At 64.2% G+C, this 19,837-nt stretch carries 17 protein-coding genes; 6 read left to right on the top strand and 11 right to left on the bottom strand.

Annotation, left to right across the window (positions count from 1 at the left end):
• Positions 1 to 50: 50 nt before the first annotated feature.
• From sbcB to PSEEN_RS05340, 3 genes are all read right to left on the bottom strand, one after another.
• Positions 51 to 1,481 (bottom strand): exodeoxyribonuclease I, encoded by a 1,431-nt coding sequence (gene sbcB, locus PSEEN_RS05350; protein WP_011532468.1) that lies wholly within the window; start codon positions 1,479 to 1,481, stop codon positions 51 to 53.
• Positions 1,482 to 1,543: 62 nt separating this feature from the next.
• On the bottom strand, positions 1,544 to 1,903 hold the full coding sequence (locus PSEEN_RS05345) for a PilZ domain-containing protein (protein ID WP_011532467.1): 360 nt from the start codon (positions 1,901 to 1,903) through the stop codon (positions 1,544 to 1,546).
• A 124-nt stretch (positions 1,904 to 2,027) separates the two neighbouring features.
• Positions 2,028 to 2,414 (bottom strand): tol-pal system YbgF family protein, encoded by a 387-nt coding sequence (locus tag PSEEN_RS05340; RefSeq protein ID WP_011532466.1) that lies wholly within the window; start codon positions 2,412 to 2,414, stop codon positions 2,028 to 2,030.
• Positions 2,415 to 2,594: 180 nt separating this feature from the next.
• Between PSEEN_RS05340 and pyk the strand changes: the two genes are divergently transcribed.
• The gene (gene pyk, locus PSEEN_RS05335) at positions 2,595 to 4,049 is read left to right on the top strand and encodes a pyruvate kinase (RefSeq protein WP_011532465.1); all 1,455 of its coding nucleotides are present in this window, start codon (positions 2,595 to 2,597) and stop codon (positions 4,047 to 4,049) included.
• 93 nt (positions 4,050 to 4,142) lie between these two features.
• Here the strand turns inward: pyk and PSEEN_RS05330 are convergent, their stop codons facing one another.
• Positions 4,143 to 5,063 carry an iron-sulfur-binding ferredoxin reductase gene (locus tag PSEEN_RS05330; protein ID WP_011532464.1) on the bottom strand — a complete coding sequence of 307 codons (921 nt, stop codon included), beginning with the start codon at positions 5,061 to 5,063 and terminating at the stop codon, positions 4,143 to 4,145.
• A 287-nt stretch (positions 5,064 to 5,350) separates the two neighbouring features.
• Between PSEEN_RS05330 and PSEEN_RS05325 the strand changes: the two genes are divergently transcribed.
• Positions 5,351 to 6,874 carry a fumarate hydratase gene (locus PSEEN_RS05325; protein WP_011532463.1) on the top strand — a complete coding sequence of 508 codons (1,524 nt, stop codon included), beginning with the start codon at positions 5,351 to 5,353 and terminating at the stop codon, positions 6,872 to 6,874.
• An 89-nt stretch (positions 6,875 to 6,963) separates the two neighbouring features.
• Here PSEEN_RS05325 and PSEEN_RS05320 read toward each other — a convergent pair whose 3' ends face one another.
• From PSEEN_RS05320 to PSEEN_RS05290, 7 genes are all read right to left on the bottom strand, one after another.
• The gene (locus PSEEN_RS05320) at positions 6,964 to 7,554 is read right to left on the bottom strand and encodes a GNAT family acetyltransferase (protein ID WP_011532462.1); all 591 of its coding nucleotides are present in this window, start codon (positions 7,552 to 7,554) and stop codon (positions 6,964 to 6,966) included.
• Between the two features lie 170 nt (positions 7,555 to 7,724).
• Complete coding sequence (locus PSEEN_RS05315) at positions 7,725 to 8,303, bottom strand: DJ-1/PfpI family protein (RefSeq protein ID WP_011532461.1); 579 nt, start codon at positions 8,301 to 8,303, stop codon at positions 7,725 to 7,727.
• Between the two features lie 81 nt (positions 8,304 to 8,384).
• Complete coding sequence (locus tag PSEEN_RS05310; protein ID WP_011532460.1) at positions 8,385 to 9,542, bottom strand: phospholipase D-like domain-containing protein; 1,158 nt, start codon at positions 9,540 to 9,542, stop codon at positions 8,385 to 8,387.
• 1 nt (position 9,543) lies between these two features.
• Positions 9,544 to 10,125: a YceI family protein gene (locus PSEEN_RS05305; protein ID WP_011532459.1), complete on the bottom strand. Its 582-nt coding sequence runs from the start codon at positions 10,123 to 10,125 to the stop codon at positions 9,544 to 9,546.
• Positions 10,126 to 10,169: 44 nt separating this feature from the next.
• Positions 10,170 to 10,466: a hypothetical protein gene (locus PSEEN_RS05300; protein WP_011532458.1), complete on the bottom strand. Its 297-nt coding sequence runs from the start codon at positions 10,464 to 10,466 to the stop codon at positions 10,170 to 10,172.
• Positions 10,463 to 11,539, bottom strand: a complete 1,077-nt coding sequence (locus PSEEN_RS05295) for a serine hydrolase domain-containing protein (protein WP_011532457.1) — start codon at positions 11,537 to 11,539, stop codon at positions 10,463 to 10,465. The genes PSEEN_RS05300 and PSEEN_RS05295 overlap by 4 nt, the downstream gene beginning before the upstream one ends.
• A gap of 146 nt (positions 11,540 to 11,685) precedes the next feature.
• Positions 11,686 to 12,573, bottom strand: coding sequence for an acyl-CoA dehydrogenase middle domain-containing protein (locus tag PSEEN_RS05290; protein WP_011532456.1), 888 nt, complete (start codon positions 12,571 to 12,573; stop codon positions 11,686 to 11,688).
• A 144-nt stretch (positions 12,574 to 12,717) separates the two neighbouring features.
• On the opposite strand from PSEEN_RS05290, the gene olsB reads away from it, so the two are divergent.
• The 4 genes from olsB (at position 12,718) to PSEEN_RS05270 (ending at position 19,672) form a co-directional block, all read left to right on the top strand.
• Positions 12,718 to 13,473 (top strand): L-ornithine N(alpha)-acyltransferase, encoded by a 756-nt coding sequence (gene olsB / locus PSEEN_RS05285; RefSeq protein WP_011532455.1) that lies wholly within the window; start codon positions 12,718 to 12,720, stop codon positions 13,471 to 13,473.
• Entirely contained in the window at positions 13,473 to 14,255 is a 783-nt protein-coding gene (locus PSEEN_RS05280; protein WP_011532454.1) for a lysophospholipid acyltransferase family protein, read from the top strand. The genes olsB and PSEEN_RS05280 overlap by 1 nt, the downstream gene beginning before the upstream one ends.
• 290 nt (positions 14,256 to 14,545) lie before the next feature.
• Positions 14,546 to 19,198 (top strand): RHS repeat-associated core domain-containing protein, encoded by a 4,653-nt coding sequence (locus PSEEN_RS05275; protein ID WP_011532453.1) that lies wholly within the window; start codon positions 14,546 to 14,548, stop codon positions 19,196 to 19,198.
• Between the two features lie 6 nt (positions 19,199 to 19,204).
• Positions 19,205 to 19,672 (top strand): hypothetical protein, encoded by a 468-nt coding sequence (locus PSEEN_RS05270; protein ID WP_011532452.1) that lies wholly within the window; start codon positions 19,205 to 19,207, stop codon positions 19,670 to 19,672.
• Positions 19,673 to 19,837 lie beyond the last annotated feature (165 nt).

Below are 19,837 nucleotides of genomic sequence, written 5' to 3'. Positions count from 1 at the left end.
CAACATCAAAAACGCCGGCACTTGCCGGCGTTTTTGTTTGTCCATTCCCTTCAAATCTGGAAGTGCGCTTTCAGTTGCCCCGCATGGGCCTGCCAAGCCTCCAACACCCTCCGCCCGGCCTCGTCGGCATTGGCCAGACTGCTTTGGCACGCCACCTCGAAGTCACCGAGTGTATTGGGGGCTCCCCACTTCGGGTCACTCAGGCGTTCCCGACAGAACCCATGCCATCGCGCGAGCTCCTGCTCATCAAGCGTGTCGGCAAAGTTGCGCGCGCGGTAGCGGAACAGTAACTCCGGCAAGCGCGGATCATCGAACATCCAGTGCCCTTGACCCAGCTGAGCGGGATCCACCCCTCGCACTTGCTCGCACAAACGCCGATCGCGATCCCCGATAAAACCGTCATACAGCTGCTGTTCCGGATCCTCTGTCGGGGCAAAAGCTTCTTCTTCGAAGATAATATCCAGCTTATCGCGCCAGGTTGCCTGCTGATTGGCCAGATGGTCAGCATGCGACTGCAACGTCGACATATCGATCCCCAGCCGCTGCTGATCTTGCGCACGTATTACCGATAACGGCGCCACGACCGGGCAACGATTGATATGCACCAACTTCAACGGCACCGGTAATTCGCCTTCGGCCATGTCTTCACGGCGCGTGTACAAACGCTGACGCAACACTTGCGCACTTTCCTTCAGCAACGGCGCGCTGTCCTGGCCCAGGTCACACACAATCAACGCATTGCGATTGCGCGGATGCCAGGCCAGCGGCAACACCACGCCGATATAGTTCCGCTCAGCCGAGAAACGACCGGAAACATGTACCAGAGGTTGCAACAGGCGGACCTGCTCCATCACTTTATGTTTGCTGCGCAACTGGAATAGCCAGTCATACAACTTCGGTTGCCGATCACGAATCAAGCGGGCCAGGCCGATGGTTGCCCGCACGTCGGAAAGTGCTTCGTGGGCGTGCCCGTGGTCAATGCCATTGGCCTTGCTGAGCAGTTCCAGACGCAAGCTGGTGCGCCCGTCCTGCTGCGGCCACACGATCCCTTCAGGGCGCAAGGCATAGGCTGTACGCACCACGTCGATCAGGTCCCAGCGACTGTTGCCCCCCTGCCACTCGCGGGCGTAGGGGTCGAAGAAGTTGCGATAGAGGCTGTAACGGGTGACTTCATCATCGAAGCGCAAGGTGTTGTAGCCCGCGCCGCAGGTACCGGGGCGCGCCAGCTCGGTGTGCACGCGCGTCATGAACTCGGCCTCGCACAGCCCCTGGCTGGCCAGCTGCTGCGGCGTGATGCCGGTCACCAGGCAAGCGGCCGGGTGCGGAAGGATATCGTCCGAGGGGCGACAGTAGAGGTTGATCGGCGCCTCGATCTCGTTGAGGTCGAGGTCAGTGCGCACACCGGCCATCTGCAGCGGGCGGTCGCAACGCGGATTGATGCCGGTGGTTTCGTAGTCGTGCCAGAAGATGCTGGAGCTCACGGGGTCTTCCTGTAACAAGGTCGACCAGAGTCTAGCGGGCGGTGCGGGGCCTGGGCCAGTGCTCAGGCAGAAGCATTCAAGGGGCGGAAGCTGAAGAAGGCACGCAGGGAGCGAACGAACTCATCGTATTCCTGGGGGGCCTGCAGCAGCATGAAGCCGGCATCGTAGTGCCCAGGCGTCTCGTCTTCGCGGCACCACAGGCAACTGGCGGTGAGGTTGATGAACTGTAGCCCGCCGCCAGCCAGCGGCACGCGCAGTTGCAGCTCGAAGTCCGGCCCTACCAGGACCGGCAGTTGGCTGATCAGCATCAGGCCATCTTCGGATGCGTTGCCCAGGTAACCGATCTGCTGGTCGGTAAAGCGGTTGAAGACCTTGAGCACGCAGGGGAGCTGATGGCGTTGGATATGGCGTTCGATGAACATGGTCGCAGCGCGTTCCTGTACCTGGAGCCAGGAAGACAAGGTACTGGCGATAATCAATACAACATGTTTAACAGATTAGCCCAGCCGGCGGCACCCTCTACATGAAATCATGGAAACCTTGGCATTAACGCCAAGGTGTAGTGTTCACAGGATTGGCCACCGCCGCTTCCGTGCCACGCAGGTGGCCGAGCTTCTCCAGCGTCTGCAGACGAGCCTGGGCGCGGTAGGCGTATTCGTTGCGCGGGTACTGCTGGATCAGGTACTGATAAGTCTGCGCCGCATCGACGAAGAGCTTCTGGCGCTCCAGGCACTGGCCGCGCAGCAGCGACACTTCCGGGTGGATGAACGGGCGGGCACGGCTGGTGCGGTCGACCTGCGACAGCTCCAGCATCACTTTCGAGCAATCACCGCGGTCGTAGGCACGGTAGGCGTTGTTCAGGTGATGGTCCATGGACCAGCGGGTGCAGCCGACGACACTGGCCGCCATGGTCAAAACGATCAGGGTGCGCATGGGAATTCTCCTTTGATGGCAGTGTATCGGCCTTTTTCGACAAATCTTCACAGGCATTTGCAAGCATACCTCGACCGTTCAAACGCCACCCACGCGCGTGCACAGGTAGTGCAACGGAACAATGACTACAGCGAGATTCAGGAGTAGCCTTTCGCTGCGCTTCACTATAGGAGTCTGTGCATGTCCATCCGCCGCACCAAAATCGTCGCCACCCTTGGCCCCGCCAGCAACTCGCCGGAAGTGATCGAACAGCTGATCCTCGCCGGCCTGGACGTGGCACGTCTGAACTTCTCCCACGGCACGCCGGACGAGCACAAGGCCCGCGCCCGCCTGATCCGCGACATCGCCGCCAAGAACGGCCGCCACGTCGCGCTGCTGGGCGACCTGCAAGGTCCGAAGATCCGTATCGCCAAGTTCGCCAACAAGCGCATCGAACTGAAAGTCGGTGACACCTTCACCTTCTCCACCGCTCATCCGCTGACCGAAGGCAACCAGGACATCGTCGGCATCGACTACCCCGACCTGGTCAAGGACTGCGGCGTCGGTGACGAGCTGCTGCTCGACGACGGCCGCGTGGTCATGCGCGTTGAGACCGCCACCGCGGACGCCCTGCGCTGCGTGGTGATCGTCGGCGGCCCGCTGTCCGACCACAAAGGCATCAACCGCAAGGGTGGCGGCCTGACCGCCCCGGCCTTGACCGAAAAGGACAAGGCCGACATCAAGCTGGCCGCGGAAATGGATCTGGACTACCTGGCCGTGTCGTTCCCGCGTGACGCCAAGGACATGGAATACGCCCGCAAGCTGCGTGACGAAGCTGGCGGCAGCGCCTGGCTGGTGGCCAAGATCGAGCGCGCCGAAGCCGTGGCCGACGACGAGACGCTGGACGGCCTGATCGCCGCCTCCGACGCCGTGATGGTGGCCCGTGGCGACCTGGGCGTGGAAATCGGCGACGCCGAGCTGATCGGTATCCAGAAAAAGATCATCCAGCACGCCCGCCGCAACAACAAGGCGGTGATCGTGGCGACCCAGATGATGGAGTCGATGATCCAGAACCCGATGCCGACCCGCGCCGAAGTGTCCGACGTGGCCAACGCCGTGCTCGACAACACAGACGCGGTGATGCTGTCGGCCGAAAGCGCCGCCGGCGCGTACCCGATCGAAGCCGTCCAGGCCATGGCGCGCATCTGCATGGGCGCTGAAAAGCACCCGACCAACCAGAAGTCCAGCCACCGCCTGCACACCACCTTCGAGCGCTGCGACGAGAGCATCGCCCTGGCGGCCATGTACACCGCCAACCACTTCCCGGGGGTCAAGGCGATCATCGCCCTCACCGAAAGTGGCTACACCCCGCTGATCATGTCGCGCCTGCGTTCGCACGTGCCGATCTTCGCCCTGTCGCCGCACCGCGCAACACAGGCGCGTGCCTCGATGTTCCGCGGCGTCTACCCGATCGCCTTCGACCCGGCTTCGCTGCCGGCCGACAAGGTGAGCCAGGCGGCGGTCGACGAGCTGCTCAAGCGTGGGCTGGTGGAGCAAGGTGACTGGGTGATCCTGACCAAGGGCGACAGCTACCACACCATCGGTGGCACCAACGGCATGAAGATCCTGCACGTGGGTGATCCGCTGGTCGGTTGATCCGGCGCTCGCCACCGGCTCCTACGGAAGCTGATTTTCCCCTGTAGGAGCCGGCTTGCCGGCGAAACGGCCAGCGCTGCTCACCGAGAAACATCAGGCATGCTCGGTGAACACATCCGCCAATACCTGATTCCGCGGCACCCCGGCAATGAACAGCCGCCTGGCAAACCGCTCGACACTCCCCGGCGCCCCGCACACCAGCGCCATCGTCTGCCGCGATGACGGCCGCAACCCCGCCAGCGCGTCCTCCAGCTGATCCGCCAGCACCAGCTCGACACTCACCCCCGCCATTTGCAACAACGGCTCGGCCAGGTAATGACCTGCCCGATCGCGCGCCACATGCATCACCCTGATTTCCCCTTCATGCCCCTCGCGCAATGCCTCGCGCAGGATGCCCCACAAGGGTGCAAGCCCGGTGCCTGCGGCCAGCAGCCAGAGCGGACGTGCGTGCCAGTCCGGATCATAGTGCAACGCCCCACCGCGCAATTCGCCAAGCCTCAATGGGTCGCCCACTTGTAGTTGCCTGGCCCGGTCGCTGAATGCGCCGGGACGGCTGCAATCGATGTGGAACTCCAGGAAGTCCTCCTCACCGGGCTGGCTCGCCAATGAGTAGGGCCGTGCGACATCACCGCACCACAAAACAAGGTGCTGCCCGGCCAGGTAGCGCAGTGGCCTTTCAGGTTGCAGACGCAGGCGCAGCACATCGCCTAACCAGGCCACTTCACGCACCAATGCCGGCAGACCGTCGCGCTGCGGGTCGAACAAGGCCACCCGCAGGTCGCCGTTGACTGAACACTGGCAGGCCAGCCGCCAGCCTTGCTCGCGCTTGTCCGCCGCCAGGGCCTCGGGCTTGGCGTCCTCGGGCAGCCCATCCAGGCAACGCACCAGGCAGGCATGGCAACTGCCGGCACGGCAGCTGTAGGGCACGGCGTAGCCTGCGTCGTTCAGCGCGTCGAGCAGGTTGCTGGCGGCCGGCACTGTCCAGCGGTGTTCGCCCACGCATAGTTCAGGCATGTGTTCTCCGCAGAGAGGATTCGAAATCGGTTCGCCGGCAAGCCGGCTCCTACGGGGTTGGGATCGTTCTTTTCTCATTCTACGGTGCCAGCAAGAAGGATGCCCGCCCCCTGCCGACCTTGGTCCAGACCACGTGCAGGTGTTTCCCTCGGCGGGGCACGGTATACTGCCGCGCCTTTTTTGTGCCGGCCCGACCAGCCGGCGCCTTGCCAGGCGTTCCTGACATACAGGTGTGCATTGTCGGAATGCCTTTTCGAATGTTCCCGTCTTTAAGAGGAGCGCGCTGCATGACCGTGATCAAGCAAGACGACCTGATTCAGAGCGTCGCCGACGCCCTGCAATTCATTTCGTACTACCACCCCGTCGACTTCATCCAGGCGATGCACGAGGCCTACCTGCGTGAAGAGTCGCCCGCCGCGCGCGACTCCATCGCCCAGATCCTGATCAACTCGCGCATGTGCGCCACCGGCCACCGCCCGATCTGCCAGGACACCGGTATCGTCACCGTGTTCATCCGCGTCGGCATGGACGTGCGCTGGGACGGCGCCACCCTGAGCGTCGACGACATGATCAACGAAGGTGTGCGCCGCGCCTACAACCTGCCCGAGAACGTCCTGCGCGCCTCGATCCTGGCCGACCCGGCCGGTGCCCGCAAGAACACCAAGGACAACACCCCGGCCGTGATCCACTACTCGATCGTCCCTGGCGACAAGGTCGAAGTCGACGTGGCCGCCAAAGGCGGTGGTTCCGAGAACAAGTCGAAGATGGCCATGCTCAACCCGTCCGACTCGATCGTCGACTGGGTGCTCAAGACCGTCCCGACCATGGGTGCCGGCTGGTGCCCACCTGGCATGCTGGGCATCGGCATCGGCGGCACCGCCGAGAAAGCCGCGGTGATGGCCAAGGAAGTGTTGATGGAGTCCATCGACATCCATGAGCTGAAAGCCCGTGGCCCGCAGAACCGCCTCGAAGAGATCCGCCTGGAGCTGTTCGACAAGGTCAACCAGCTGGGCATCGGCGCCCAGGGCCTGGGCGGTCTGACCACCGTGCTCGACGTCAAGATCATGGACTACCCGACCCACGCCGCCTCGCTGCCGGTGTGCATGATCCCCAACTGCGCCGCCACCCGTCACGCCCACTTCGTGCTCGATGGCTCCGGCCCGGCCGAACTGGAAGCACCGTCGCTGGACGCCTACCCGGAAATCGTCTGGGAAGCCGGCCCGAGCGCCCGCCGCGTCAACCTGGACGACATCACCCCGGAAGAAGTCGCCAGCTGGAAACCGGGCGAGACCATCCTGCTCAACGGCAAGATGCTCACCGGCCGCGACGCCGCGCACAAGCGCATGGTCGAGATGCTCAACCGTGGTGAAGAACTGCCGGTCGACCTCAAAGGCCGCTTCATCTACTACGTCGGCCCGGTCGACCCGGTCGGTGACGAAGTGGTAGGCCCTGCCGGCCCGACCACCGCCACCCGCATGGACAAGTTCACCCGCCAGATCCTCGAGCAGACCGGCCTGCTGGGCATGATCGGCAAGTCCGAGCGTGGCCCGACCGCCATCGAGGCGATCAAGGACAACAAGGCCGTGTACCTGATGGCCGTCGGCGGCGCCGCCTACCTGGTGGCCCAGGCCATCCGCAAGTCGAAGGTCCTGGCCTTCGCCGAGCTGGGCATGGAAGCGATCTACGAGTTCGAAGTGAAGGACATGCCGGTCACCGTCGCGGTGGACAGCAAGGGTGAGTCGGTGCACATCACCGGCCCTGCGCTGTGGCAGAGCAAGATCGCCGAAAGCCTGGCGGTGGAAGTGAAGTAACCGCGCCTTCCCGCCCAAAAAGCCGCTCCGTCATGGGGCGGTTTTTTTTCGCCCGTTGTGCGTACATCAGCCGCCGCCCAGGTTGCGCCTCACACCGGAAGGGCCTTGAGCCAGAAGGACAGGATCTTGGTGGACTGCTCCTGATCGTCCAGGTCCCGCCAACGCTGGGCAGTGCGCAACGACGGCTGATGCAGAAACCCCCTGTTTCGCCAGAAACCATGCAAAGGCCGGTAGTCCAATGGCCGAAGCGGATGCCCGGCCGGGCGCTCCACCGCGCAGAACGCGCAATAGTCGAACTCGGCAAGCTTGTGGGCGTAGGACTCGCGCTCGATGAAGAACCGCACCCCCAGGCCTCGCCCCCGGTAGGCCGGCAGCAATGCCGACTCGCCGAAGAAGTAGACCGAATTCGGGTCCTGCCCTTGGGCCAGGAAGGGTTGCTGGAGCTCGACAGCGGCATCGACCAGTGGCTGTCCGCAGGACGCGCCCACCACATGGCCACCGTCGAGGGCCAACACCACCAGGCTGCGCCCGGACTCGGCATAGGTGGACAAGGCATCGGCCTCATCCTGCGCGGCACCGTCGTAGAGGTAGGGAAACTCGCGAAACACCGTCAGGCGCAGGCGAGCGAGGTCATCGAGGTAAGGCGCGATGGCGGCGCCGTGAAGCAGGCGGATTTCCATGCGGGGCGGTCTTTTCGATCGATGTGAAGGTTACGCGCGGTCAAGCCGGGCCTGAGTCATGACCCTAACATCCGCTACGGGCCACGCCCTTTCCCCTGCGCGACAGGTATTTCTCTATCACCGCTGTCATCCCGCCCTGGAGCGAGGAGGTCAGTACCTCCTCTTCGCGATCAGCGCGGAATCCTCCCCAGTACCTTCAGGAATGCCGCCAACCACGCGGGGTGCGCAGGCCAGGCCGGCGCGGTGACCAGGTTGCCGTCCACGTGGGCCTGGTCCACGGCAATATCGATGAAGCGCCCGCCCGCCAGGCGCACTTCCGGAGCGCAGGCTGGGTAAGCGCTGCACTCACGCCCTTCCAGCACGCCGGCCGCGGCCAGCAGTTGCGCGCCGTGGCAGACCGCCGCGATCGGCTTGTCCGCCTTGTCGAATGCCCGGACCAACGTCAGCACCCGCTCATCCAGGCGCAGGTATTCGGGCGCCCGGCCACCTGGGATCAACAGCGCGTCGTAGCTTTCGGCCCGCACCTGCACGAAGTCGAAGTTCAGGGCGAAGTTGTGGCCGGGCTTCTCGCTGTAGGTCTGTTCGCCTTCAAAATCGTGGATCGCGGTGCGCACGGTCTGCCCCGCGACCTTTTCCGGGCATACCGCATGTACGGTATGGCCGACCATGCGCAGGGCCTGGAACGGCACCATCGCCTCATAGTCCTCGACGTAATCACCGACCAGCATGAGAATCTTCTTCGCCGTCATCGCATCCACTCCTTCCGTTGCATGGGAACAATCCCAGCACGATAGTCCGCTTTGCCGACAAGCGATATACGCCGCAAGTCGCTAGTCGCGCCGGTCCAGCCAGTTGGCTACCACCCGATCGAGCCAGCCCCACAGGCGTTGCTGGAAGCGGCGCCACAAGGGCCGGGCATGCCAGCGCGCCAGGTCGACTTCCTGGCTGAGGGCAAAGTCCCGTTCGAAGCTCGCCGTCACGGCGCGGGTCAGTGAGGGGTCGAGCGCTTCGACGTTGGCTTCCAGGTTGAAGCGCAGGTTCCAGTGATCGAAGTTGCACGAACCGACGCTGACCCAGTCATCCACCACCGCCATTTTCAGGTGCAGGAAGCATGGCTGGTACTCAAAGATCCGCACCCCGGCACGCAGCAAACGGGGATAGTAGCGGTGGCCGGCATAACGCACGGCCGGGTGGTCGGTGCGCGGCCCCGTGAGCAGCAGGCGCACATCGATACCCTTCTGCGCGGCGCGACGCAGGGACCGGCGCACACTGAAGGTGGGGAGGAAATACGGGGTGGCCAGCCAGATGCGCCGCTGGCCGCTGTTCAGCGCGCGCACCAGGGCGTGCAGGATATCCTTGTGCTGGCGCGCATCGGCATAGGCCACCCGGCCCATGCCCTGGCCCTGAGCCGGCACTTGGGGCAGGCGCGGCAGGCCGAAGCCTTCCGGCGGGCGCCAGGCGGTACGGCGCTGGTTGGCATGCCACTGGCGGTCGAACAGCAATTGCCAGTCGGTGACCACCGGCCCTTCCATACGCACCATCACTTCGTGCCACTCGCTGATGGCCTCGCCCGGTGTCCAGAACTCGTCGGTGACACCTGTGCCGCCCACCGCCGCCCAGCGTTCGTCCACCAACAGCAGCTTGCGATGATCCCGGTAGAGGTTGCGCAGCCCCCGGCGCCAGCGCAGGCGGTTGTACCAGCGCAGGTACACGCCCGCGGCCAGCAGACGCTCGCGCAGTGCGGCCGGGAATGCCAGGGAACCATAGTCATCGAACAGACAGCGTACCCGCACACCGCGCCGCGCCGCCTGCTCCAGGGCCTCGACCACCGCCTCGGCGCAGGCCCCGCCCTCGACCAGATACAACTCCAAGTCGATCTGGAATTCGGCGCGCATGATCGCCAGGAGCATGCGCGGAAAGAACTCGGGGCCATCGATCAACAGTTCGAACTGGTTGCCATCCCGCCAGGGGAAGACCGGCCCCGGCATGTCAGCGGGCGGTGAAGATCAGTACCGCGCTCACCGGCACCGACGGGTTGATCGACTTGAGCCCGGCCAGCTTGCGCAGGTTTTCCAGGCCCGGCAGCAGGCCGAAATCGGCAGCGCGCAGGATCAGCGGCTCCAGCGTGACCACCTGGAAGCGTCGCTCATCCAGGCGGGTGGCCAGCAGCAGGGTGTTGTAGTCATGGGTCTGGCCGTGCAGGGTGACGCTCACCGGCAACCGTAATTCCAGCTGGGCGCCGTTGGCCAGGTCATTGATCGGGCGCAGGTCGATCTGCGCCTGCACCTTGCCTTCGGCGAAGCGCTCGACCTCGAACAGGCCATCGCGCATGCGCTCGTCGCGCAGCGGAATGCCGCTGCTGATCGAGTCCATCTCGATGGTCACTTCGGCGCCGCCCTTTCGGTCGACCTTGCCATGCAGCACCAGGAAGCGGCTGACCTCGGCGATATTGCCGTTCTTGCCGGTGACGAAGGACAGCCGCGAAGACTCGCCATCCAGGTGCCAGTTGGCGTGGGCGGGCAGGCACAGGGCGAGCAGCAGTGCGGGCAGCAGACGGGGCGCTTTGAACATGTGAAATCCTGTGAATCAAGGCCGTCAACCTTACCCGCCCGGTTTCACGGCAGCAAGCGGCAACCCTCGCGCGCGCCCTGCCAGGCCGCCTGATTGCGCCGGCCCAGGCCCTCGGCGGTCACCTGGCGCTGGGCGGCGTCCTCTTCGAGCAGGCCCAGTGGCAGGTACTGTTTCACGTAGCCTCGGCAGTACGCCTGGTCGAAGCCCATGACGAAACGGCAAGAACAATACTCCTTCGCCGAATAGGCCGAGAGGATCCCGGGGAAGTCCATCAGCGCCTGACGCTCGTACCAGGCCCAGCCCAACAGCGCGAGCAGCAGCACCAGCAAGGCCTTCTTCATGCGCCCTCCCCGGCCAAGGCCGCCAGCACCCGCTTGAGCAGTTCGTTGTGGCTGAAGCTGGCGTCGCGATCATCGGCGTAGCGCACGATCACCAGCTTCTGCGTCGGCAGTACATACAATGCCTGGCCCCAGTGGCCCAGGGCGGCGAAGGTGTCGGCCGGCACATCCGGCCAAGGCGCAGGGTTGCCAGGCAACGGCTGGTTCAACCACCAGTGCCCGCCAGGATTGGCTTCGCCGGGGATAGGCTCGGCCTGTGTGAAGACGGTTCGGTTGAACGCCACCCAGTCCGCCGGCAACAAACGGCGCTCGCCCCAGCGTCCGTCACGCTGCATCAACAGGCCGATACGCGCCAGGTCACGGGCGCTCAGGTAAAGGTAGGAAGAGCCGACGTAGGTGCCGGTAGCATCGCGCTCCCACACGGCGCTGGTGATACCCAACGGCGTGAACAGGGCATGCCAGGGGTAGTCGGCATAGCGACCCGGTTCGACCATGCCGCGCAGGGTCGCGGCCAGCAGGTTGGTGTCACCGCTGGAATAGAGGAAGCGTTTGCCTGGCGGGCTGTCGGCAGGCATCGCTGCGGTGTAGCCTGCCATGTCGCCTCGGCCTCGGGTGTAGAGCATGGCCACGACCGACGACTTCAGCGGCGCATATTCGTAGTCCTCCTGCCAGGCCAGGCCGCTGGCCCAGTGCAGCAGGTCGGCGATGCGCAACCCGGGGTGTGACTGCAAGGCCGGATAGTAGCGGGCCGCGGAGTCATCAAGGTGGAAGCGCTCTTCACCATAGGCCACGCCCATCAGTGTGGCCAGCACGCTCTTGCTCACCGACCAGGTCAGGTGCGGGGTGTCGGCGCTGGTTGGCGCCGCGTAACGCTCATGGAGGATGCGGCCATCGCGGATGATCAACAGCGCGTCGGTACGAATGCCGCCACGCGCGGCATCGCGAGGTGCGAAGGCATAGGTGTCGACAGCCTGCCAGTCGAAGTGGGCCTCATCGACCGGCCATTGTGCCGTGGGCCAGTCTTCGGCCCAGGCAGGGCCAACCGTCATGGCCAGGGCAAACAACAGTGCCTTCATGGGGAGTGCCTGCAGGGGGCTGCTGTGCAGCCATCGCGGCTGAAGCCGCTCCTACAAGGACCGCGCAAAACCCTGTAGGAGCGGCTTCAGCCGCGATGGGCCGCACAGCGGCCCTGGTTCAAAGGATCCCCCAGCATCTCAGCCTTTCATGACAATCCAGCGGCAGTCCAGGCCTTGGCCAGGCGTTTATCACGGGCGGCGGCGGCCAATGCCAGTACACCCTGATCACGCTGCCACAGCTGCGCCCAGTGCCCGGGGCCGGCCGCCAGGGCTTTGTCTATCTCGCCACGCAGGCTCTGGAACTGGGCGAACAACCCACCCAGTAACAGATGACAGGCAACGCTGTCGGGACATTGCCGACTGCCCTCGGCGCAGCCGGCCAACAAGCCGACCAGACGAAGGCGCAGATCCTGTGGCCACGCGCACTCCTGCGCGACGCCATGCAGCCAGCCCACCAGGGCAGCGAGCACATACAGGTCCTCGAGGGAGCGGAAAGGTTTGACGTAGGCATCCCAGCCATCACCGGCCAGCAACTCGCACGCCGCATCCTTGAGCAACAACCGGCCGTGGCCGACCTCTGGCATCAGCGGTAGCGTCGGCAAGGCCTCAAGGGTGACACCGGGCTCGCCCGGATAGACCACCGCCAGTTGCAGCCTCGGCGCCTCGCCCTGCCCTTCATTGCGCGCCGCCACCAGCAACCATTCGGCCTCCAGGCCCGCCGTGACGAAATCCTTGCTGCCGCTCAGGCGCAGCCCATCGAGCCGCGTGTGCATGTCGGCCGGGCGCACGCTGCGCCGCTCGGTGGCGCACAGCGCCCCCAGGCTGGCCGGCGCGCTGGGCCACAGCACCCGCAGCGCGGCCTGGTAACCGAGCAGGAAGGCCAGCCCCGGGGTGGCCATCGCCCGCCCACCGAGCACCGCCAGTTCGAACGGAGCAACCGCACCGAGGCGTTCGAGCACGGCCGTATAGGTTTCACCCAGGGTCGCCGCCAAAGGCAGGCGCAGGGGGTCATTGAGTCGTTGCAACCAGGCCATCGGGCGCTCCTTGTGGGCTGGCGGAGGGGGTGTCACGCAAGCATCACCAAAGATTCACAGGGGTGACACCACGCGTACCTAGGCTGACTTTGCACAACAAAGCCGACCGGCCGCAACCCTTTGGCTGGCTTATGGAGACTCGCAATGACTCGGATCGCTCGCTCTGGCGACAACAGCACTGAACGCCGTCTGCAAGCCGAACGCCTGGTCGGCGCCGCGGCCCTGCAGGAAGCACAGGCCCTGCGTTTCAAGGTGTTCAGTGCCGAATTCAAGGCCAAGCTCAAGGGCGCCGAACACGGCCTGGACATGGACGACTACGACATCCACTGCCGCCACATCGGCGTGCGCGACCTGGCCACCGGCCAGCTGGTCGCCACCACCCGCCTGCTCGACCACCAGGCCGCCAGCAGCCTGGGGCGCTTCTACAGCGAAGAAGAGTTCAGCCTGCACGGTCTGCTGCAATTGCAGGGCCCGATCCTCGAACTGGGCCGCACCTGCGTCGACCCGGCCTACCGCAGCGGCGGCACCATCGCCGTGCTCTGGGGGGAACTGGCCGAAGTGCTCAACGAAGGCCGCTACAGCTACCTGATGGGCTGCGCCAGCATCCCCATGCAGGACGGCGGCGTGCAGGCCCACGCGATCATGCAGCGCCTGCGCGAGCGCTACCTGTGCACCGAGCACCTGCGCGCCGAGCCGAAGAACCCGCTGCCCACCCTGGCCCTGCCGAACAACGTCATCGCCGAGATGCCGCCGCTGCTCAAGGCCTACATGCGCCTGGGCGCGAAGATCTGCGGCGAACCGTGCTGGGACGAGGACTTCCAGGTCGCCGACGTGTTCATCCTGCTCAAGCGCGACGACCTCTGCCCGCGCTACGCCCGCCACTTCAAGGCGGCGGTCTGATGCGGCGGCTGCGGGCCAGTGCCCGCCTGCTGCGACTGTGCCTGGTGCTGGTACTGGGCCTGGCCATGGCCAGCGTCATCGCCCTGGGTGAGCGCCTGGGGCTGAACGCCTCCATCGAGCGCCGCCAGCGCTGGACCCGCCTGTTCATGGGGCGCCTGGTCGCCGCCCTGCCCTTCGAGGTGCGCGTGGTTGGTGCCCTGCCGCAACGGCCGATGCTGTGGGTGTGCAACCACGTGTCGTGGACCGACATCCCCCTGCTCGGCATGCTCACCCCGTTGTCGTTCCTGTCCAAGGCCGAGGTGCGCCACTGGCCGGTGGCCGGCTGGCTGGCCGAGAAAGCCGGGACGCTGTTCATCCGCCGCGGCGGTGGCGACGCCCAGCGCCTGCGCGAGCAGATCGCCGGCCAGCTGGGGCAGGCACGACCACTGCTGATTTTCCCCGAAGGCACCACCACCGATGGCCGTAGCCTGCGCACCTTCCATGGCCGGCTGCTGGCCGGGGCCATCGACCAGGGCGCGCCGGTGCAGCCGGTAGCAATCCAGTACCTGCGCGCGGGTGAGCCCGACCCGATCGCGCCATTTATTGGTGAGGACGATCTGGTGTCGCACCTGATGCGCCTGTTCGGGCATGACCGGGGCGAGGTGGTTATCCACCTGATGCCGCCGATCAACAGCGCGGGCAAGGAACGTGCTGCCCTGGCGTTCCAGGCGCAGCAGGCAATCCAGTTGGCGTTGTTCGGCGTCGAGGAGATCGAGCCCCGCCGCCAGGCCAAGGCCGCCTGAGCACCGGTCAAACCACTCGCCCCGTAGGAGCCAGCCTTGCTGGCGAAGGACACACCGCGGTCCCGCGTCAGACCCGGTTCGCCAGCAAAGCTGGCTCCTACAGAGGTCGGCGCGGTCCCTGTAGGAGCGGCTTCAGCCGCGATAGGGCCGGCACAGCCTCCCCACCCCGCGCATTCCCACACCCACCTCAGGGTTTCCCCCATGGCCGAACCACCCCCGCCTTAGTATCATTTCGCCCTCACGGACCACCCGGGGCCTCAACGTCCCCCGCCTAGGAAGGCCCTTTCACGATGTCTGCCGCACCCGTCGATGCCGCGCTCACCACGCGCGAAATCCAGATCGCCATTGCCCCCCTCGACACCCTCCTCAGCGAAGACCTCGGCGCCGCCGCCGCTTCCGTCGACCACTGGCTGCGGGAAATCAGCTACGGCCTGGTCGACTTGCAACTGCTGCGCCAGGCCGCCGAAAGCGTGCCGGTGATGGCCAACGCCCTGTCCTGCATGGACGCGCTGATCGACATCCTCGAACTGGTCGAAAACCCTTCCCCCGACCCGCTCGTATGGGTCAGCCTGGGCATCAACCTGATCGGCATCGTCCCCTACCCACCCGGCCTGTCCCGTGCCCGCACGGTGCTGCGCCCGGTGCTGCAACTGACCCGCCAGACCCTGCGTCGCCGTCCCGGCGCGCACATCGGCGCGGTGATCCTGGAAATCATCGACGGCCACCTGCACGCCAATATCCGCGGCGCCCTGGAGCACTACGTGCGCGAGGCCCTGGCCCAGTTGCCGGCGATGCTCAGCGCCGCCGCCGACACCGCGCGCCTGCTGTTCACCTCGTTGGCCAAGACCATTGCCGCCGCCGCCCGTGGCGACCTGGATGCCGCCAGCAGCCATCGCCTGGCCCGTGCCCAGATGGCCCAGGTGGCGCTGTACGATTCGGCCCTCGAAACCGACGCCTGGCGCCTGGCCCTGTCAGCCCTGGCCAACGCCACCGAGGGCAGCCTCAAGGACGGCTACAACAGCGTCGCCCGCCACTTCAGCGGCGAACTGGACAGCCTGCTCGGGCCGTTGATCCGCACCCTCGAAGACCTGGCCAAGGTCGTGCCCCAGCGCCTGCAGGCCCTGGGCAGCGCGGGTATGGAAAACAGCATCGCCTGGCTGCTGACCCGCCTGCTCGAGACCGTGCTGGCCAACCCGCGCCGCCCAGGCATGGCCGTCGCCATCCGCCCCGGCGTCACTCACCAGGCCCGGCATATCCACCCCGAAGGGCCGACCGAGGTGGTGCGCAGCCAGGTCCGCGCCAACAAGCAGCCCAAGCCTGCGAAGAACGGCCCCTGTGCCTGCACCGGGTTCAGCATCGGCCATGTGCTCGGGGACGAAACGCTGGCCCACCAGGATTTCGCGCTGTCCGGGCCGTTCCCGGTCAACTGGACGCGGGTGTACAACTCGCGGCTGGCCAAGCTGGACGACGGCAGTCTCGGCGCCCGCTGGATCACCGAGTTCACCACCTGCATTGATGTCGTCGAAAAAGGCGTGGTCTTCCACGACAGCGACGGCCGCAGCCACGATTACCCGCTGCCCAAGGTCGGCAAGCCACACTATGACCCGATCGAGTACCTCAGCCTGGTCCGCACCGCCGAGCAACAACTGGTGTTGTTGCGTGGCCTGGACCGCCGCGAAACCTATGCCCGCCAGGGTGACCGCTTCTACCTGACGCACATCCAGCTGCGCAGCGGCGCCGGGGCGATGCTGCACTACGAGCACAGCCACAACGGCCGCCCGGTGCTGTCGGACATCAACACCTATTCCGACAACGACCCCGAGAAAGTCCATCTGCAACTGGGCACCTTGCTCGACGACCACGGCCACCTGCAAGGCCTGTGGCAAGTGGTCGATGGCACGCCGCTGCGCCAGCTGTGCGGCTATCACTACGACGGCCACGGCGACCTGATCTCCGCCCAGGACGAGCACGGCGCCGCCTGGCAGTACCAGTACCAGCAGCATTTGATCACCCGCTACACCGACCGCACCGGGCGCGGCATCAACCTGGAATGGGACGGCAGCGGCCCGCAGGCCAAGGCCATCCACGAGTGGGCCGACGACGGCAGCTTCGAGACCCGTCTGGCCTGGGACCCGAACATCCGCCTGACCTATGTCACCGACGCTCACGGCCAGGAAACCTGGCACTACTATGACGCCCTGGGCTACACCTACCGCCTGATCCACCCGGACGGCCGCGAGGAATGGCTGTTCCGCGATGAACGCAAGAACGTCATCCGCCACGTCCACCCCGACGGCAGCCAGGACCGCTACACCTACGATGAGCGCAGCAACCTGCTGCAGCACATCCGTGCCGACCACAGCACGGTGCACTACGCCTACGACGATCACGACCAGCCGATCAAGCTGCGCGATGCCGAGGGTGGCTTGTGGCTGCGCGACTATGACGAACGCGGCAACCTGGTCGAGAGCATCGATCCGCTGGGCCACAAGACCGAGTTCGCCTACACCCCGGCCGGGTTGGTCAAGGCGATCAAGGATGCGTTGGGTAACGAGAAGACTCTCGCCTACAACGCTGCTGGGCAGTTGCTTGAATACACGGACTGCTCGGGCAAAACCAGCCAGTGGACATACAACGCCTTCGGCCAGCTGACCGCCTTCGCCGATGCAGCGGGTAACACGACCGCCTACGAATACCAGGCCGGGCAACTGGCCAAGGTCACCCACCCGGACAAGACCGAGGAGCGCTTCAACTACGATGCCGAAGGGCGTCTGCTGGCGCATGTCGACGCACTTGATCGCTGCACCACTTGGTCCTATACCGCTGCCGGTATGCTCGCTGAGCGCATCGACGCCAACGAGCACACCCTGCGCTACCGCTGGGACAAGCTCGGCCGCTTGATCGGGCTGGAAAACGAGAACACCAGCAGGGCCACCTTCCTCTACGACCCGGTCGGCCGGCTGCTGCAAGAGACCGGCTTCGATGGCCTGGTCACCCGTTACCAGTACGACCCGTACAGCGGCCGGTTGGCGAGCACCCAGGTCGGCCAACGCCGCATCGAACTGATCTTCGACCCGATGGGCCGATTGAGTGAGCGCACGGCCCGCCTGGGCAACCAAAGCCAGAGCGAAACCTTCGCCTACGATGGCAACGGCCAGTTGATCCAGGCCGTCAACGCGGCTAGCAAGCTGCAATGGTTCCACGACGAAGCCGGTAACTTGACCCGCGAGCACCAGTACTACCTGGCCACCGGCACGCCGATGGTCGCGGTGTGGCAGCACGAATACGATGCGCTCAACCAACGTACTGCAACGATTCGTCCGGACGGGCACAAGGTCAGCTGGTTGACCTATGGCAGTGGCCACCTGCTCGGTATGACCCTCGACCAACACGAGATGTTGGCCTACGAGCGCGATGACCTGCACCGCGAGGTGGTGCGGCATCAGGGCAACAAGCTGATGCAGACGCAGGCCTGGGACCCGGCCGGGCGCTTGCAGGAACAGCTGCTAGGCAGCCACGACGGCCAGTCCACCTTGCTCAAGCGCCAGTACCGTTATGACGCGGCCGGGCAACTGAGCAACATCCACGACAGCCGTCGGGGGCAGCTTGAGTACCAGTACGACCCCGTCGGCCGCTTGCTCAAGGCCACCAGCCGCTTGGGCGTGGAAACCTTCGCTTTCGACCCGGCCGGTAACCTGCTGGATCAGAAAACCCAGGAACTGAACCGCCCGCTGGAAACCGATCAACGGCGCAACAAGCTGATGGACAACCTGCTGCGCGAGTACGCCGGCACCCACTACAAATACGACGAACGCGGCAACTTGGTGCACCGCCTGCACAACGGCGCCCATGCCCACTTCACCTGGGACCTGTTCGACCGGTTAACGGGTTACAACGACGACAAGCTCAAGGTCGACTACAGTTACGACGCCCTGGGTCGGCGTTTGCACAAGCATTCGGTGGCGCATTTCTGGGACCGCCCCGAGGCGGGGACCGGCTGGAACCAACTGCAACGGGCCAAGCGTCAACGCGAGCTTGGCTGTGGCTTCACCCTGTTTGGTTGGGATGGCGACATCCTGGCCTGGGAGAGTTCACCGCCACGCGACGAAGGCGACACCGGTCGCACCGTGCATTATCTGTACGAGCCGGGCAGCTTCGTGCCGGTCGCCCAGGCCCTGCGCAAGAGCCCGATCCGCCTGCACAAGCAACCGGATTGGAGCCGGCGCGAATACGACTTCGATCAGGATCCGCTGTGGCACACCGAGGTGAAACCGCTGGCGTTCGAGGCGATTGCCTGGTACCACTGCGACCATCTCGGTACGCCGATGGAGCTCACCGATGAGCAAGGCAATGTCGCTTGGGCGGGACAGTACAAGGCGTGGGGTGAAGTCAAAGAGGAGCACTCGGATTGGGCGAAACAGCACGGCCTAGGCAACTCGATTCGCTTCCAGGGGCAGTACCACGACCATGAGACCGGGCTGCACTACAACCGCTATCGGTACTATAATCCAAAGGTCGGAAGATTCTTGGGGCAGGACCCAATTAGTTATGCAGGGGGCATAAATCTATATTCGTATGCGAGAAACCCTGTAGCTTGGGTAGACCCATTAGGCCTTTGCGCTTGTACAAAAAAACCTGCGTCTTTTGGGGAAGTTAAAACGGTTCTTGAGTCTGCCCAAGCACCTTACAAGGGCACCACGGTAATCGGTCACGGACTATCTAAGCATGCCGGTAGAAATCCAGATATCTGGGGTAAAACTACAGGATCAATGGCTACCTGGAACGGTCAGGCTATGAAGCATTTGCGGGAAATTGCACGGGCTCCAGGGGAGTTCAAGCAGGTTACAACCGACAAAGGGCTTAACTTCATGGAGAAGCGGCTGCCTGATGGTCGCGGTGTTCGGCTGAATATGGACGGAACTTTCAAAGGATTTATTGATTGAGTACTTATGTCTGAGTCCTATGAGGTTGTTCTTCAGCAAGTTGCAAAAAGCGACTTGCGTGTATTGCTGGAATGCATAGAGATGGAATCTCAAGCCCTCTCTGGCTTAGCTGTTTCTGAAGAACTTGGAGGGGATGTTTCGGCGGGAATTAACAAAAATTTGATTGATGCGTTTTTTGCCCATCAGGGAGATGTGTGCCTGATGGAGCGTTTGCATGAGTTTAATGTTTCAGGAACCATACGTCTTCCTCTGGTTTTTTTGAGAGTCATTAAGTATAAGGGCGAAGTGGATGTTGAGCTGTCTTTCAATGACGCCCCGTCGTTTGACATTGATCGTGTAATGCTTGCTATGCAGGGGTATGCCGATGAACTATCAAAGAAGTTCCATATAAATGAGTTCTACGGCGGGCTTGAGCCTGCAGCGGATACTGATACTAGATATTTTACTGGTAATACTTTAGGGCCTTTGGGCTGAAAGGCTAGGGCAGGGTCTGAGTTGAATATTTTTTGCACGCTCACTGGTCCAGACACCAGACTTTCAACTGGTTGCAGCTAAAGCTTGAGAAGTCATCTGCCGCTAAGAAATAGAAGACATGGAATTCTGAAAAATCAAAATATTTATTGAAACAGTCGACAGCTC

Origin of the sequence: Pseudomonas entomophila L48, assembly GCF_000026105.1 — a bacterium.
GTDB classification, from domain to species: Bacteria; Pseudomonadota; Gammaproteobacteria; order Pseudomonadales; family Pseudomonadaceae; genus Aquipseudomonas; species Aquipseudomonas entomophila.
This window is presented reverse-complemented; position numbering and strand designations above follow the sequence as displayed.

What these genes read in the sequence shown, in the direction of transcription:
- PSEEN_RS05340 (WP_011532466.1), bottom strand. Translation starts at nt 2,414, where the DNA reads ATGCGCACCCTGATCGTTTTGACCATGGCGGCCAGTGTCGTCGGCTGC.
- PSEEN_RS05270 (WP_011532452.1), top strand. Translation starts at nt 19,205, where the DNA reads ATGTCTGAGTCCTATGAGGTTGTTCTTCAGCAAGTTGCAAAAAGCGAC.
- PSEEN_RS05300 (WP_011532458.1), bottom strand. Translation starts at nt 10,466, where the DNA reads ATGAAGAAGGCCTTGCTGGTGCTGCTGCTCGCGCTGTTGGGCTGGGCC.
- PSEEN_RS05295 (WP_011532457.1), bottom strand. Translation starts at nt 11,539, where the DNA reads ATGAAGGCACTGTTGTTTGCCCTGGCCATGACGGTTGGCCCTGCCTGG.
- PSEEN_RS05345 (WP_011532467.1), bottom strand. Translation starts at nt 1,903, where the DNA reads ATGTTCATCGAACGCCATATCCAACGCCATCAGCTCCCCTGCGTGCTC.
- pyk (WP_011532465.1), top strand. Translation starts at nt 2,595, where the DNA reads ATGTCCATCCGCCGCACCAAAATCGTCGCCACCCTTGGCCCCGCCAGC.
- PSEEN_RS05320 (WP_011532462.1), bottom strand. Translation starts at nt 7,554, where the DNA reads ATGGAAATCCGCCTGCTTCACGGCGCCGCCATCGCGCCTTACCTCGAT.
- olsB (WP_011532455.1), top strand. Translation starts at nt 12,718, where the DNA reads ATGACTCGGATCGCTCGCTCTGGCGACAACAGCACTGAACGCCGTCTG.
- PSEEN_RS05310 (WP_011532460.1), bottom strand. Translation starts at nt 9,542, where the DNA reads ATGCCGGGGCCGGTCTTCCCCTGGCGGGATGGCAACCAGTTCGAACTG.
- PSEEN_RS05290 (WP_011532456.1), bottom strand. Translation starts at nt 12,573, where the DNA reads ATGGCCTGGTTGCAACGACTCAATGACCCCCTGCGCCTGCCTTTGGCG.
- PSEEN_RS05315 (WP_011532461.1), bottom strand. Translation starts at nt 8,303, where the DNA reads ATGACGGCGAAGAAGATTCTCATGCTGGTCGGTGATTACGTCGAGGAC.
- PSEEN_RS05280 (WP_011532454.1), top strand. Translation starts at nt 13,473, where the DNA reads ATGCGGCGGCTGCGGGCCAGTGCCCGCCTGCTGCGACTGTGCCTGGTG.
- PSEEN_RS05330 (WP_011532464.1), bottom strand. Translation starts at nt 5,063, where the DNA reads ATGCCTGAACTATGCGTGGGCGAACACCGCTGGACAGTGCCGGCCGCC.
- PSEEN_RS05305 (WP_011532459.1), bottom strand. Translation starts at nt 10,125, where the DNA reads ATGTTCAAAGCGCCCCGTCTGCTGCCCGCACTGCTGCTCGCCCTGTGC.
- PSEEN_RS05275 (WP_011532453.1), top strand. Translation starts at nt 14,546, where the DNA reads ATGTCTGCCGCACCCGTCGATGCCGCGCTCACCACGCGCGAAATCCAG.
- PSEEN_RS05325 (WP_011532463.1), top strand. Translation starts at nt 5,351, where the DNA reads ATGACCGTGATCAAGCAAGACGACCTGATTCAGAGCGTCGCCGACGCC.